Raw genomic sequence first — 16,120 nt, forward strand, 5'->3', positions numbered from 1 at the left:
GATGAATAATTTTATTCTTAAATACTGTCTTCTTTCAATGATTGTATTGTCATTTGGTTGTCATAAATCAGAAAAAGAAGAAGTAGTTCTAAAAGGAGATTTATCAATAGTTATCACTAAAAAATCTTCATTAATAAATGTACTCGCATCAAGATCAGTTGACGTTGCTAACTATCATGTTCAGATTATTAGTAGTAATAAAAAAGTAGTAAAAGAGTACAATAACTTAAGTGAAGTTCCGTCTTCGATAACATTAAATGAAGGTATCTATACAATTGCTGTTGTTTCTACTAAAAACCAGCAAGCTGCAATTTTTGATGCCCCTTATTATGAAGGAAAGGAAACAATTAAAGTAAAAGCGAATAAACATACTGATGCTTTAATTACTTGCGGATTGATACAAACAAAAATCTCTATTGGGTATACTGAACAAGTGAAAAGTGCATTTAAAAAAATGAATGTTACTGTGAGCAATAAAGGTGGAAGTTTAGTATTTGATAAGGATGAAAGCAGAGCGGGTTATTTTAAGCTATCAAATGATAGTACTTTAACACTTTTACTTTCTGTAGAAAATTTAAAAGGAAAGACTTTTACAAAGTCATTGAAATTAGAACATGTAAAACCTAGAGAGTATTATCATGTTGTTTTTGATCTAGAAGGTAGTGGAGGTTCGTCTAACTTAAAGATTGAAGTGGATGAAAGAACAACAGATAAGAAATGGGATTTTGCAATGCCTGTAAATGTGGAAAATATCCCTGTGATATCAAGTAGCACATTTGATTTTGATAATCCACCTTCTTTTAGAATTGGGGATGGAATACAAGCTGTTATTTCTGTTAGTACTAAATCAACTTTAAAATCTCTTGTCATTCATGTAAATTCATCTTTCCTAAGATTACAAGGTTTACCTGAATCTTTCGATATAGTGAATATGACACCATCTGTAGCTAATGTATTAACAAGTTTAGGTGTTATTATTACCACTACCCATGATGAAAAAGTTATAGACTTATCAGAATTATCGAAGAAATTGCCTATTGAGAATAATGGATTGACAAAGCATGAATTAAAAATTATTGCTACTAATTCTGAAGATATAGGGTACGAAAAAAAGGTGTTATTTAATGTAGTTCCTTTAGCCGATATTGCTGTAACAGTTGCAGTTGACCCTTGGGCTAAATTTGCAAAATTATCAGGTTCTTTTGCTGGTGGAGATGCTACTAATCCTACATTCCAATACAGAGAACTTAATGGAAGTTGGATTACTATTAATGACAATATGAATGTAGTTGGTGATCTATATAATTATAAGTTGGAGGGTTTAACTCCTGCTACTGATTATGAATTTCGTGCCTATAGAGCAGATGATGTAACGGGTAGTAGTATGTTATTTACAACGGAAGCCGAAATTGGTATTGATTTCTTAGATTTTAAGACTTGGACATCAAATGGCAAATATTCATTACCCGGTAATAACCTTTCGTCTACACCTTGGGGTTCAGGAGATAAAGGGGCTACAGAATTGGCTATTCCGGCCTACTTAAAAACAATTCAACCAATGCCTTCTTTAAATGCAGTAGAATATGCACGTTTAGAATCTAAGCCAGCACCTTTTGGCTTTAAAGCAGCTGGTTCATTATTTTTAGGAACTGTTCATGGAAGTGGGATCAGTGATGTTGCCATTAATTTTGGTATTCCATTTACATCACGCCCAACGAAATTTAAATTCAAATACCGTTACGACCCTAAGCAATACGAGGGCAAAACAGATGAATTTGATGCCTATATTTTATTACAAGTTAGGCAGGGTGAAACACGTTATAGATTAGGTACTGCATGGCTCCGTTCTAACAAGAAAGAAACAAATTGGGTAGAGGTGGAACTTCCTATTATTTATGGCGATGATCCAAACTTTGCAGGGTACATGCAACCAAAATCAAATTTTGCTGAAAACCGTGAAAACGGATTTTATACACAGACAACTACAAAACCAACCGATTTGATAATGGTTTTCTCTTCTTCTGCACATGGAGCAGATAAATCTTCTGCTGCAGTTGGGACTACATTTGATATTAAGGATGTAGAAATACTTTATTAGAATTACTAAATTATGGGACTGAAAAATATAATTATAGGATTTCTTTTTTTGTGCTCTCTTTCTTCTTTTGCTCAGGTAATTGAATACGATAGTGCAGGGAATAGAATACCTAGAAAAGAGCAGTTTAGTAGATCAATTCCTAATGTAACTTTTGTGCCTGAAGGACAATGGTTAGTTGGGGCAACATTTATGTATTCTGAACATAAGAACGATAATTATCAGTTTTTAATTATGAAAGATTGGGATGGAAAGGGATACAACCTTGCTGTAAGTCCTTTCTTTGCTTATTTTATTAAAGATAATTTTGCAGTAGGTGGTCGTTTTACGTATAAGCGATCTGGTTTAGATATTGATCAGTTAAATATTACATTAACAGATGATTTGAAGTTTTCTATTAATGGGGCACATCAAATTTCACAGACCTTTTATACGACTGCTTTTATGAGGAATTATATTAGTCTTGGGCATAGTAAAAGATTTGGATTATTTAATGAAGCAAGGGTTTCTTATGGTTATGGACAATCTAAAGAAACTATTGTTGGAGAAAATGCTGAAGATACAAAAGGTGTGTATTCCGAAACGCATGAATTTAATATTGGAGTAGCACCAGGTATGGTGGCTTTTATTAATGATATGGTAGCACTGGAAGTATCTATTGGTGTACTTGGTTTTACAAATAAGTGGGTTAAACAAACCGAAAATCAAGTAGAATCAGGCTCTAAAAGTGTGAATAACGCCAACTTTAAAATTGATATTTTCTCTTTAAACATTGGTTTAGCATTTTATTTATAATCAAGATGAAAAAGTACTATATAATTCTTTTAGGACTGTCTTTTTTGATTGGTTCTTGTATAAAAAATGATATTCCTTTTCCTACTGTTTTTGGTGAAATTGAACAATTCTCTATCAATGGTCAACAAGGGCAATCGATTATATCAACAGATAAACAAACGGTAGAAATTACAATGCCGTTTGGTACAGACCTTACAGCTTTAGAAATAGATGATATTGTGCTGTCTAAAGGTGCAAAATTAATGTCTGACACTTCTAAAGTGAAAGATTTTTCCATTCCGGTAGTACTCAGAGTAGAGACGTACCAAGAGTATTTATGGGAAATAAAAGTGAAAGAAGGGGAGCAACAAATAGATGTAACTGCTCTTAAAATAAAAGGACAAATTTCGTCTTCTGTAGATGTACTTACACAAACAGTAAGAGTAGTGGTTCCTGTAGGTTCAGACGTTACTAATTTAGAAGTTGAGGCAATGAATTTTATTCCTGCATCTGCAAAAAGTTCAATAGATGTAACTTCAATAAAAGACTTTACATCTCCTGTAACAGTAACCTTTAACGGTACCTCTACATGGACAATCCGAGTAGCTATTGAAGGTCAAGTTGCACAGGGAGAACAATTACCTTTTGCAGATTTTAAAACTTGGTATCAACATGGAACTGGAGCACAATCGTTTTATTTACCGGGGAATGATCTTACTTCAATATGGCAATCTGGTGACAGAGGAGCATCTGAATTAACAATAAAAACATATCCACAAACGGTAGTACCTTACCCGTCTTTTAGTCAGCAAGATTATGCAGTTTTAGAAACAAAGAAAGCCGTAGGTATAATTGCTGCTGGCTCTTTATTTGTTGGTGGAATTTCAGGTAGTGGAATTTCTAATGTAGTAACAGATTTTGGCGTTCCTTTTACAGACAGGCCAACAAGTTTTTCAACAGAGATTCAATATAAACCGAATAAATATAATGGATCAACTGTAGATGAATGTGATGTTTTTGTAGTACTTCAAGTTAGGGAAGGAGGCAAGAATTATCGTTTAGCTACAGGGTGGTTTAGAACAAATACTGCAATGTCAACTTTTGAGGTTAAAGATATTCCAATGATTTATGGAAATAGTAACGCTTTAGCGTCTTACATGATGCCGTCATCTTCTAATAAAGAACTTCCAGAAGAAGGATTTTATAGTGATATCAATGCAGCACCAACACATATTGTAGTAGCATTTTCGTCAAGTGCACATGGTGCTAAATTTGAAGGCGCGGAAGGTAGCCAATTAAAGGTAAAAGGTATTAAATTGAATTATAATTAAAGATTTTTTTCTTCTAGAGGAAGCTCAATATGCTAGATGAATTTAGCGTATTGAGCTTTTTTATGAATGTCAATAAACTTGTTTAATCATTAAAAAATTTGGTTAATTTGTTTGTGTAGTTAAACTACCCGTTAGAAATGCTATTTAAAAATAGCATTAGCAGAGAGTGTTTTATAAAATACGTCTTTTGATATTACTCAAATTAGTAAAAATATGTTAACAGTAAGATATGTGTTACAGTTGTTAATCAATTAATGTTAAATTGAAAATTATACTTCTAACACAATAAATGCACATATTGAAGTGCAAAATTTATACGATGTTGATTCGAACTATACTGATTACATTACTATTTATTCTTGGGGAAAACTTTCTTCAAGCACAACCAATTTTACTAGAGGATAAAGAAGAATTACTAATTTCTGCTCCAGATTTTACGCTAGTTGTAGATTCTCTAAATTCACTTTCTATAGATGATATAGTAACTAAAAGAAAGCTTTTTAAGAGACCAAATGTTCCAATGTTTGTTACCACAGATACTTCGGTTACATATTGGATAAAGATGTCTATAGATGCAACTACTTTACAAGAAAATTCTTGGGTTTTTGAAATCTTAGATAGTCATTTAAGTAGCGTAGAAGCCTATCTTGCTGAAGATCAAAATTATCCAACTAAAATAGTTTCAGCAGGGTATAATCATCACTTTGGAGATAGAGAATTTGAACATAAAAATATAACATTCCCATTACGGGTAGGAGATTCTACTAAAATAGCTACTGTTTATTTATGCTACAAGTCTGAATTTAATAATGTATTACTATTTAAAGTAAGTAAAATCACATCGTTCCTTTCATATGCCCTCAACGAATATTTGTCATTAGGACTTTTCTATGGAACAATTCTTTGTCTTTTATTAGTGAACTTCATTTTATTCTTAATTTTAAGAGAACGTTATCAAGTACTAATTATCTTCTATTTATTTTCTGTGATTTCAATGGGACTATCAGAAGATAATTTAGCTTCTCAATATTTATGGGTTGAAAATCCAGTGAATAATTATCATTTGATGAAGTTTTCATCTGTGTTTTTCACTATCGCAATTACATTTTTATCCATCAATTTTTTAAAGATAAAGAAATACCATAGTACTTTATTTTATCTAATATGGGTAGTGACATTAGGTAATATCATCTACTTTTTAACAATGAAAGGGTACAATTCACCAATGTGGAATTTGTATTTATTTGGTGTGCCGTTTGCCATAATTTTTTATGTCTTAGTACGAGCAATAAAAGCAAAAAGGATAAAAACGTGGTACTTTTTTATTGGATATAGTACTCTATTATTGCAACTACTTGCACTCGTTTTAAAATCTCATAACCTATATATATTCAACAGTATTTTAACTGTATATTCTTTTAATGTAACACTATTAATAGTTGGTTTGCTTATTACAATGTCTCAATTTGATAAGTTTAAAAAATTGAAAGATGAGAAAGAAGCAATTCAGATAAGAGAGATTACTACTTTAAAAGAACAAGAAAAAGTTATTGAGCAAAAGGTTGTTGAAAGAACACAGGAGGTAGAAGAACAAAAAGAAATTGTATTTTATAAGAATAAAGAGTTAGAAGAAGTAAATGATTTACTGTTGGCACATCAACAGCAAATTGCGTTAATGAACCAGCAATTAGAAAAAGAAAACCGCCAATTACATAATGATGTAGAAGAACTGGCAACGGCAAGAGTAATGCTTAAAGAGGTCTCTTTCGAAGAATTTGAAAATCTTTTTCCAGACGATAATAGTTGCTATGAATATTTAGAAAAGAAGAAATGGGAAAATGGATATTCTTGCAAAAAATGTAACAGTACAGAATATGCAAAAGGGCAAGGTGTACTTGGTAGAAGATGTAAAAAATGCAATTATAATGAGTCGGTAACTAGTGGTACAATATTTCATAGACTTCACTTTCCAATAGAAAAAGCATTCAGAATGTTATTTATTGTCTTTGCACATAATGGAGAAATTTCGACCTACAAATTATCGGAAGATTTAGACTTACGTCAGAATACTTGCTGGAAATTCAAAAAGAAAATTGATGATGCAATGCAAGGAAAAGAAGCTTTAATTGATGATGGTAACGCTTGTGAAGTGAAAGGGTGGGATGACCTTATTCTAGGATAATTTACTTTTCAACTTTTAATAAGCGTTAAAATATACTTTTTTTAAGTGATTGATTAAACGGTTTTTTAATATATGATTATTGAATAGTTATTTGATCTTCAGTATTTAATATCATTTATTTTTAAGTGATTAGCAATTGATTTGTAGACTTATATAAAGTTGTATTATTACACTTAATGTTTGATTATTGTACTGTAATCAAATACAATAACTTTATACTAATAACAAAGTATTTGATGCATATAGCTAATACTTTGCATTATGAATAAGAATATAACTGTTGTCGGAAGTTCAAACACAGATATGGTTGTAAAAACTACTCGACTACCACAACCTGGCGAAACTATCTTAGGAGGAACTTTTAATCAATACCAAGGAGGAAAAGGAGCAAACCAAGCAGTAGCTGCAGCAAAGCTAAACGGCAATGTTACTTTTATAGCAAAAGTAGGTAAAGATAGTCTAGGGGCAGAAGCAATTAATAGCTATAAAAAAGTAGGTATCAATACAAATCAGATACTAAGAGAAGAGAACGCAGCAACAGGGGTCGCATTAATTACTGTAGATGAAAATGCAGAGAATAGTATCGTGGTATCGTCTGGAGCAAATGCTTTATTATCAGTAGAAGACATCTCCAATCAAGAAAAAATATTTGAAGCATCAGTAATCACTTTAGTGCAATTAGAAACACCAATTTCTACGGTTCATAAAGTTGTTGAATTGGCAAAAAGTAAACAAAATACGGTTGTTTTAAACCCCGCACCTGCACAAGAATTATCAGATGCTATTTTAAAAAATACAGATATTATTACACCCAACGAGACGGAGACACAACTATTAACTGGGGTAGAAATTAATGATATTCCATCTATGGAGAAGGCATCAGAAATATTACATAAAAAAGGAATTAATACTGTTGTGATCACACTTGGTAAACAAGGTGCATATTTATCTAATTCAGAATATAAAGAAATTATTCCCGCTCCAATTGTTAAAGCTGTAGATACAACAGCAGCAGGAGATGTTTTTAATGGAGCATTGACAGTCGCTTTGGTAGAAGGAAAAAATATAAAACAAGCAATACAATTTGCAAGTAAGGCTGCTTCGATTGCTGTAACTAGAGATGGTGCTCAAAATTCGGCACCAACAATAGACGAACTACTTTAATACGCTAATCTAATTACCAATATGTTTATAATAGAAAATTATTCTTTAGCTGTAGCTTTTTGCTTTATCACTATGCTCTGTTGGGGTTCTTGGACTAATACTCAGAAACTAGCAAGTCAGAAATGGAATTTCCAATTGTTTTATTGGGACTACTCAATTGGTGTGGTACTTATCTCTGTAGTTTTGGCGTTAACAATGGGCTCTTTTGGAGAACATGGACGTGGATTTTTAGAAGATATGTCTCTTGCAGATACAAACGCAATTACAAGTGCATTTATTGGAGGCGTCATTTTTAATATTGCAAATATACTATTAGTAATTGCTATAGATATTACAGGAATGGCAGTAGCTTTTCCAGTCGGTATAGGGTTAGCATTAGTGATTGGAGTAATAGATAATTATTTAAAAGATCCTTCTGCAGATCCATTTTTAATATTTACAGGTGTAGTGCTAATTGTATTGGCAATTTTACTTAATGCGATCGCTTATAAACGCTTACCTAACCAGCAATCAGGGAGTAGTAAAGGGATAATTATTGCATTAATTGCTGGAATATCAATGGGCTTCTTTTACGGTTTTGTTTCAGATGCAATGGCAACAAACCTAATTACTCCAGAGGTAGGGAAATTAACACCTTATTCTGCTGTAGTGATTTTTGCTTTAGGAATAGTACTTTCAAATTTTATTTTTAATACTATTAATATGTATAAGCCTCTATCTGGAGAGGCAGTTTCTTATACGGATTATATTCAAAAAGGAACACCAAAATTACATCTTATCGGTATTCTTGGAGGTGCAATTTGGGGAGTAGGAATGGCTTTTAACATTATCGCTTCAGAAGTAGCAAGTCCGGCAGTATCTTATGGTTTAGGACAAGGTGCCACTATGATTGCAGCATTTTGGGGTGTTGTAATATGGAAAGAGTTTAAAGAGGCTCCAAAAGGAACAAATAAATTATTAAACCTCATGTTTTTGCTATTTATAGTAGGACTTGGGTTGGTTGTATATTCAAAATTATAAGACATAAATTAATGAACAAATTTTACAAATATATCGGGGTATTACTTCTTAGTTTAACTGTAATAAGTTGTACAGAAAAGAAAGAGGAAGGAAATTATAAATTACTTTCGGTAGAAGAATATAACGATGCTGTTTATGCATCTTGGATTGGACAAATTATAGGGAATACTTATGGTTTAGGGTATGAGTTTAAATTTATAGACGAGCCAGGTCCAGATAAATTTCCTTACGGTTATGATTTTACTTTAGAAGACCTTAAAAAACATGATGGTGCATATTCTGACGATGATACAGATATTGAATATATGTATCTAACACAAATGGAGAAGAATGGCATTGAACCAAGTTATAAAAATTTAGCCAATGCGTGGTCTACCCATGTAAAAGAGCGTGTTTGGTTTGCTAATAGAATGGCTGTAACATTAATTAATGCAGGTCATTTCCCACCTGTATCTGGTTCAATTGGTTATAATACAGAATGGTTTCAGATAGATCCTCAATTGGTGAATGAAATTTGGGCAGTAACTTCTCCTGGAATGATCAATTATGCTGTTGATAAATCAGAATTTTCTGCTAGAATAACAAACGATAGCTTTGGTGTTGACCCAACTTTACATTATGCAGCAATGTATAGTGCGGCCTTTTTCGAGAAAGATATTCATAAATTAATTGATATTGGAACACAAGCTCTTCCAAAAGACAGTCGTTTTAAAGCCATAGTTGAAAATGTAAAAAAATGGCATTCAAAATACCCTAATGATTGGCAGAAAGCAAGAGCACTTGTAAAAGAGCATTACTATGTAGTAGAAGATTATAACAGACATTCTTGGGCTGTTGTAGATGCAAACTTAAATGGTGCTTATGGAATAATGGCTCTTTTATATGGTGAAGGAGATTTCCAAAAAACATTAGATTATAGTTGTGCTTTTGGAATGGATGCGGACAATCAGGCAGCAACAATGTGTGGTTTATTGGGTATAGTGAATGGTTTTAAAAGCATACCTCATGATTTAATGTTTCCGGTAGAAGGTGCAAATTGGGAGTTACCTTTTAATGATCAATATAAAATGATAACAAGAGAGGGCTTGTCAGATGAAACGCTTACTAATCTTGCAAAAAGAACAACGGCACAAGGAGAGAGAATTATTAAAGCATATGGAGGTGAAGTGATTACAAAAGGAGGGAAGCAATATTATAAAATCAATACTGATGCAAAATTTGTCGCTCCTTTTGAATTAAATACTATTCCTAAAATGGCTATAGAAGTAAACAATCCTTTTAATTATCCTATCTATACTGGTGGTAATAAAGGAGATGTAAAAGTGAGAATTGATGGTGAATTACCGCAAGGAATCGCATTAACATCAACTGCTTTGGAAGGAACACCTACGGAAGTAGGAACGTATGCTTTTGATATAATTGCGGAATATAAAGATGAAGTAAAAACAATCAATGTAAAATTTGATGTTCATTCTAAAAATTTAGCTTCTACAGCAAAAGAAGTGGTTTATAATAAGAACTCAACAAATAAAAATATTGAATTAATTAGAAATGGCACAACTAAAGAGACCTACTATAGTACTAAAAAAGGTACTGCCAGAGAAGTAGACTTCTATGGTTATAAATGGGATAAACCACAAACAATATCAGCTTTAATATATAATAACGGACAATCTGGAGAGTTTTGTGGTTGGTTTACTTCTTTTGAGGTAGAAATACTGAAAAATGGTAAATGGATTAAACTAGAGGGAGAGGAAGTTTCGCCAAAAATGAACTTGGATAATTCGCAATGGTTAAAGCCTTGTTTTATGAATTACGAAATAACATTCAAACCTGTAACTACTAAAGGAATTAGAATTGTTGGTCTTGGTGGTGGCATTGAGAAAGATGCAAATAATGCTCATTTAGGCATACAGTATTATACATCAATTAGCGAATTGAGCGTATTTGAGAAATAGATTGGATCATAAAAGAATACTTATTCGAATTTGATAGCTACTTATATTTATGAGCTAAATATTAAAAAAGTCCAATTGAATGAATATTCAATTGGACTTTTTTTGTCGGTCTGTCTTATTTCTTTATAAAAATTATTTTACAACAAGTGTTTTCGAGGCGACACCTTTGTTTGTTGAGATTCTTAGAATATAAACGCCTTGGCTTAATCCTTTTACATCTATCAACGAGTTAAATGTTGAGCCTTTATTTACACCAGAAATAGTAAATAAATCAATTTTAGAGATAATAGTACCTGCTGAAACGGATACTTTTACAAAATCTGAAGAGGGGTTAGGGTAAACCAATAAGTCTGACGCCAAAGTTACATTATCTAAAGCTAAAGCCTCTTCAGTTTTTTCTACTAACATTTCGGCTTTAATCTCACGTGCTGTATATGGAGTACCATAAGATGTTTCTCCCGCTGGTGTAGAAATTGTCAATTCTAATGTACCAGCCTCTTCAAATGTAACTGTTAGTCCGTCTACAGTAGCAGCTCCTGAAGTTGTTAATGCTAAGCCTGGAGCAGTTGTTAGAATATTCATTTCCATTGAAGGAGTTTCATTAATACTAACTGCTGAAGGTAAATCATAGGTAATCACTGGAGAATACATGTAATATTCTTTTTCATGTAAAATCCATTTTCCTAACTCATTATCCCATCTTTCATTATATGTTTCAATACCCCAACGTTGCTCTCTGATTCCTAACCAGTCTTCTAGCTCGGCATTCCAAGTATATTCCCAAGCATCGTTTTCAACGGTTTTTTTATAAGGAACAAATTCATTAATTTCAGAGTCATATTTATATATTGCAGTATATCCTTTATTCGGATTATAATAATTAAATAGTCTTTCTTTTATATGATCTTTTATCCACTTGGAACCATTCCACTCTTCGTAAATGCTTAATGAAAATGAAATATCTCCAGAATAGTTATAATCAATTACTGTATTTCTATATATATTTTCCCATTCATCATTACCACCTATAGCATACTCATGGACACTTTGCTCTTCTTTATTAATATAATGAGTGTTTTTGAAAATCTTACACCAATCACCGATATTAGCTGACCAATCATAGTATTCATATATATCAAGATCTCCGTTTGTGTTAATAATTTTATTATTATTAACCCAAGTATCAGTGATCCATTCTTCGTGAATCCTAGTAGAAACCTCTCCCTCGATAGTAAAGGTATATGCCTCTACATATTGCCATGTATTATCAGAGAATTTCCATTCTGAATAAGCTGTTCTATCACCATCATAATCTCTTTTCCTATCACCTATCCATTCCTGTTGCTTATCACTCCAATTATACGATATTTCAGAAGTCTTCACTTGCTCATCATTATAAATAAATTCATTTTTATAATTAAGCGCCCAATCTAGATTATCATAATCCCAGACGAAGTGAACAGATGCTACTTTATTTCCATTCGTTTTAGATTTATTTTCATAAGAATATCTTCCTTCCCAAACATTGTTACTGTAATCCCAGTAATACGTTGCATACTTTATATATGTATAGCCGTCTTTGTCTTCCCTCTCTTCATGATCATATCTATAATCTCCAATCCACATTTCTTGATCAGAACTCCAATGATAACTTGAATGCTCAATAGTTTGTCCATCATCATTTTTTTTAAACTCACTTTTGAAATGCTTTTCAAATTCAGAACCATTAATTTCGTAAGAAATACTGGTGTAAACATCTTCATCCTCAGAATATGTCATACTATACCTTTTTTCAGGAACAAAGATAGTTCCATCATGAGAATATTGAGTAATACCTGATTGAACTCCATCAGTAAACTCATACATATACTTTTCTAATTCAACCCAAACAGGATCATCAAAAGTATTTGTATTTGTATAATAAGTTCTACTTGTTAAAACACTAGCCGTAGAATCTTCAATAACTAAATTATTCTTGTTAGAATCTATTAAAGAATCATTACTTACTTTTAAATTATAAGTAATTCTAAAATAGTCTTGATTAAAGTGACGCTCAATTAAAGTTATTTCATTATTATAAGAATTTTGAAAATCAGTATATATAGATTTCAATTGAGTATTAAAATTACTTGATGCATAACAATATTTATATTCAGAGATTTTTTGACCCTTCGATGCATCAAAAACTGTTTCAGTTTTTACAAAAGTATCAACATTATATCTTACCTCTTGTTGGTTATAAATGACCCAAGCATCATTTGTATAATTAAAATATGTATAATCATAATCACGATCATTTAGGTAGTTCCAATTTCGTTTAGAACTCAATCTATATTTTGAAGTTTCTGATGACCAATAAGAATAAATTTCCTGACTTTGTCTTCCTTCAGAGTCATATAGGTAATTATTTCTAGATCTTTTCACCCAACTACCATCATTAAAATTATCATGAAGGGATTGAGTTTTTTGATTTAACTCATTAAATAAATAATTAGATCTATAGCCATATGTATAATAATTAAGATCAGTATCCCATGAACTACGGTACGAATACATTGTTATATAATCATTGTCATCGAAAGCATATCTACTTTCCCAAGAATTCACCCAAGTATTTCCTAAATAATTTTGGTGTTTATTTAAAATTTGATTTCCATTATCGTCATAGTCATACTCATATTTGTAATCTCCTACCCAATCTTGATCTTCACTAGACCAATCGTAATAAGCATCTAAAATTGTATAATTATCAACATTACCAATCACTTTACGAGCTCTTTCGTTCTTAGAGCCAGATACATAAGCACCAGACTTCCCGAAAAGATAAACTTCTAAAAGTTTAATTCCATTTTCATTATATTCAAATTCATGCTTATAACTTTCATATGATCCCCAATCGTCTGGGGCAACTCTTTCCTCTAAAGTCAATCTATCTTCATTATCATATTCTAAAACCTTAGTAGCAATAGCAGTTGTAGCCCAGTCAGAATCAGCACTTTCAAATTCTTCAATTTTAGTAAGTAAATCATTAGAATTGTATTCATACTTTTTCAACCAATGATTTACCCACGTAGTCCCTTCACCTTTGTAATCAGCTACTTCTACTTCATCACCATTTTCATTGTAAGTATACTCATGTTTCCAATCATTACCCCAATTATTATTTTCAGAGTCCCAATAAGATGTAGCATCAGAATTAAAATTATATCTATTAATATATGTATACTGAGTTGAATTTAGCCAATCATCTGTGTTTATATTCCATGTTTGATATGTTCTTATTTCAGTGTCATTATTAGGGTATTCATAGTTATTTTGATAATGATATAACCAATTATTATCACCATCATTGTAAGCATAATTACTTAATAAAGTTCTGCCTTCTTCATCAAAAGAGTTTTCTTCTTTATAGCTTTTTAACCAGATTCCTTCTGAATAGAAGTATTGTGAATACATTATTCTATTATTATTTTCATCATATGCAAGCTCTTCTTTACTATAAAGTATCCATTCATTATTCTCTGAGTGATAAGTAATTCCTTCTAGCAGTTGACTTTTATTATCAAATATAGATTCTGATTTAGAATCTTTCATCCAAACATCTCCTTCTCCATAATATGATGCGAAAGATATCGAATTCCCTAAATCATCAAATGCATATTCATACTTGTAATTCTTAACCCACTCACTCTTATTCGTATCATAATACTCAGATATTGAAAGTATTTGCATTCCATTTAAATGTGCAGAAGTTTGGCGGTAGTCAGGAATAAACTCATTTAAGTCTTCACTCCAATAATATCTAACTGAAGTTTCAGCGGAACCATCAGGGAAGTAAGTATATTCATATTTATGATCTGCGACGAAGTTCATATCATCGACAGACCAATCATAAGAAACTCTTGATGAAACTTGAACATTTTCATTAAATGTTTCTTCTACTTTATATTCACCTTCCCATTCTTGTGATGGTTTATTCCATCTAAATCTCTCTTCAAGTATACGGTTCTCATTTTCATCATACGCATAAATATTCTTGTAAGAATTCACTAAACTTTCTTCTACTCTTGAATAAGATTTCTCCAGAGACGTTAAATGATTTCCATTATCATCATTTATATATTCAAATGAGTTAGAAACTGCCCATCCGTGTACATGATTATGCCACTCAAAAGACATATAACTATCAACATGTCCATTTTCATCGTATGTATAAGTCCGACCATTTTGACCTATCCAAGTCTGTAATACTTTATTAAAAGTATATTCATAATAAAAATCTAGTCTGATTACATTATCATCAGATGTATAAAGTTTAAGCTCGCTTTTAGAATTAGGTTCTAATTCCTGAGAGTTTTTATTATAACTATAGTATTCATATTCATATTCAATATCAGAGGACCACGTGTATCTAGTGATAGAAATCGTTGTTAGAACTCCATTTATATTTTCTTTCGTTTCAATTTCTGCTAAAAAACCATTTTCATCTCTAAGGTAATTACGTTCTAAGAATACTTTTAATTCTCCATTACCATTTTTTCTGTACTCAATATGCTGAACATTTTCACCTAGCTCATTAAAAGTAGTATAGATTTTTCGTGTTAGTACTGAGTCGTTGTCAGCAATATGTTCATACCAAACCGTAGAGTCTAATTGTAAAATGATTGCATCTTCTTCCAGAGTTCTTGAACCACTTTTCCCAATAAATTCTTTATCTGTTAGAGGGATATTAATACTTTTCGTTAAAGAATCTAATCCTAATCCAAAAGCTTTATTACTTTTCTCTATAGTATTTTTAGACAGTAGAGAAGGGATTTTTTCTGCTACCCAATCATTTCTATGTTTTAATAACAATCCTCTTTTAGTTTGAGGAGCAAAATCAATAAATGATTGAACTAAATGAGTGGGCATGTCTCTTTCTGAAAAAGAAACTGTTTGTTCTTCTTTTGTATTTAAACCTTTAAGACTAAATCTACCTTTAGAAAGGTTTATTGTATCTGTCTTAAATTTAAGTTGAGATGGAACAAATACTCCACGCTTTAGCTCCTTTTTTTCAGGGATTACAGCAAAAGGGTTTTCTTGTAACTCCTTTTCAACTTGCAATTTGATTCTATCTTCTTTTGACAAAAGATCAAGTTGCAAAGTATGTTTTTTAGCACTTTCAACAACCTTTGAATACTCAAGAGCATGTTTTTCTTTTAAAAGTCTATTTTCTCTTTCTTCTAAAAGTATTTCTTGTTCATGCTTTTCGCTAAGAAGCTGTTCTTCAGACTTTTTAAAATCTTGTGGCGATATTTGTTGAGCATAGGAAAATGTAGATATAAGAATTATACCTATTGAGAGTAATTGTTTTAAGTTCATTTTTAAAAATTGAAAGAGTAAAAGTTGTTTCACCACTCTGATAAATTACTTTTCGTAATCTTAGAGTGATATAAATTAGTCTGTTAATAATAATTGAAATCAGAATATCAAAAATACATCTATAGTTTAATCATTGCAATTTATCTTCTTTGTTTTTTATTAAATATTTTCAAACAGACCTTATTAAGGATTCGATTTTTTTGAAGAGTAATATTTAAATAGTCCATATTCATTA

Annotated in this window: 8 protein-coding genes; 7 read left to right on the forward strand and 1 reads right to left on the reverse strand. The window is 31.4% G+C overall.

The features are described from left to right. Position 1: 1 nt before the first annotated feature. From EI427_RS16225 to EI427_RS16255, 7 genes are all read left to right on the forward strand, one after another. Positions 2-2,098 carry a DUF4493 domain-containing protein gene (locus EI427_RS16225; RefSeq protein WP_170178506.1) on the forward strand — a complete coding sequence of 699 codons (2,097 nt, stop codon included), beginning with the start codon at positions 2-4 and terminating at the stop codon, positions 2,096-2,098. Between the two features lie 12 nt (positions 2,099-2,110). Continuing rightward, positions 2,111-2,890 (forward strand): hypothetical protein, encoded by a 780-nt coding sequence (locus EI427_RS16230; protein ID WP_126616684.1) that lies wholly within the window; start codon positions 2,111-2,113, stop codon positions 2,888-2,890. A gap of 5 nt (positions 2,891-2,895) precedes the next feature. Next, positions 2,896-4,200, forward strand: a complete 1,305-nt coding sequence (locus EI427_RS16235) for a PCMD domain-containing protein (RefSeq protein ID WP_126616686.1) — start codon at positions 2,896-2,898, stop codon at positions 4,198-4,200. A gap of 319 nt (positions 4,201-4,519) precedes the next feature. After that, positions 4,520-6,382, forward strand: a complete 1,863-nt coding sequence (locus EI427_RS16240; RefSeq protein WP_170178507.1) for a 7TM diverse intracellular signaling domain-containing protein — start codon at positions 4,520-4,522, stop codon at positions 6,380-6,382. 261 nt (positions 6,383-6,643) lie between these two features. Further along, entirely contained in the window at positions 6,644-7,546 is a 903-nt protein-coding gene (gene rbsK / locus EI427_RS16245) for a ribokinase (protein WP_126616690.1), read from the forward strand. Positions 7,547-7,567: 21 nt separating this feature from the next. After that, positions 7,568-8,566 (forward strand): GRP family sugar transporter, encoded by a 999-nt coding sequence (locus EI427_RS16250; RefSeq protein ID WP_126616692.1) that lies wholly within the window; start codon positions 7,568-7,570, stop codon positions 8,564-8,566. Between the two features lie 11 nt (positions 8,567-8,577). After that, positions 8,578-10,524, forward strand: coding sequence for an ADP-ribosylglycohydrolase family protein (locus EI427_RS16255; RefSeq protein WP_126616694.1), 1,947 nt, complete (start codon positions 8,578-8,580; stop codon positions 10,522-10,524). Between the two features lie 132 nt (positions 10,525-10,656). Here the strand turns inward: EI427_RS16255 and EI427_RS16260 are convergent, their stop codons facing one another. Next, entirely contained in the window at positions 10,657-15,885 is a 5,229-nt protein-coding gene (locus EI427_RS16260; RefSeq protein WP_126616696.1) for a T9SS type A sorting domain-containing protein, read from the reverse strand. Between the last annotated feature and the right edge of the window lie 235 nt (positions 15,886-16,120).

It is taken from the genome of Flammeovirga pectinis, from assembly GCF_003970675.1.
Taxonomy (GTDB): Bacteria; Bacteroidota; Bacteroidia; order Cytophagales; family Flammeovirgaceae; genus Flammeovirga; species Flammeovirga pectinis.

Coding starts and splice junctions, on each gene's coding strand:
- EI427_RS16225 (WP_170178506.1), top strand. CDS start 2: ATGAATAATTTTATTCTTAAATACTGTCTTCTTTCAATGATTGTATTG.
- rbsK (WP_126616690.1), top strand. CDS start 6,644: ATGAATAAGAATATAACTGTTGTCGGAAGTTCAAACACAGATATGGTT.
- EI427_RS16255 (WP_126616694.1), top strand. CDS start 8,578: ATGAACAAATTTTACAAATATATCGGGGTATTACTTCTTAGTTTAACT.
- EI427_RS16240 (WP_170178507.1), top strand. CDS start 4,520: ATGTTGATTCGAACTATACTGATTACATTACTATTTATTCTTGGGGAA.
- EI427_RS16230 (WP_126616684.1), top strand. CDS start 2,111: ATGGGACTGAAAAATATAATTATAGGATTTCTTTTTTTGTGCTCTCTT.
- EI427_RS16260 (WP_126616696.1), bottom strand. CDS start 15,885: ATGAACTTAAAACAATTACTCTCAATAGGTATAATTCTTATATCTACA.
- EI427_RS16250 (WP_126616692.1), top strand. CDS start 7,568: ATGTTTATAATAGAAAATTATTCTTTAGCTGTAGCTTTTTGCTTTATC.
- EI427_RS16235 (WP_126616686.1), top strand. CDS start 2,896: ATGAAAAAGTACTATATAATTCTTTTAGGACTGTCTTTTTTGATTGGT.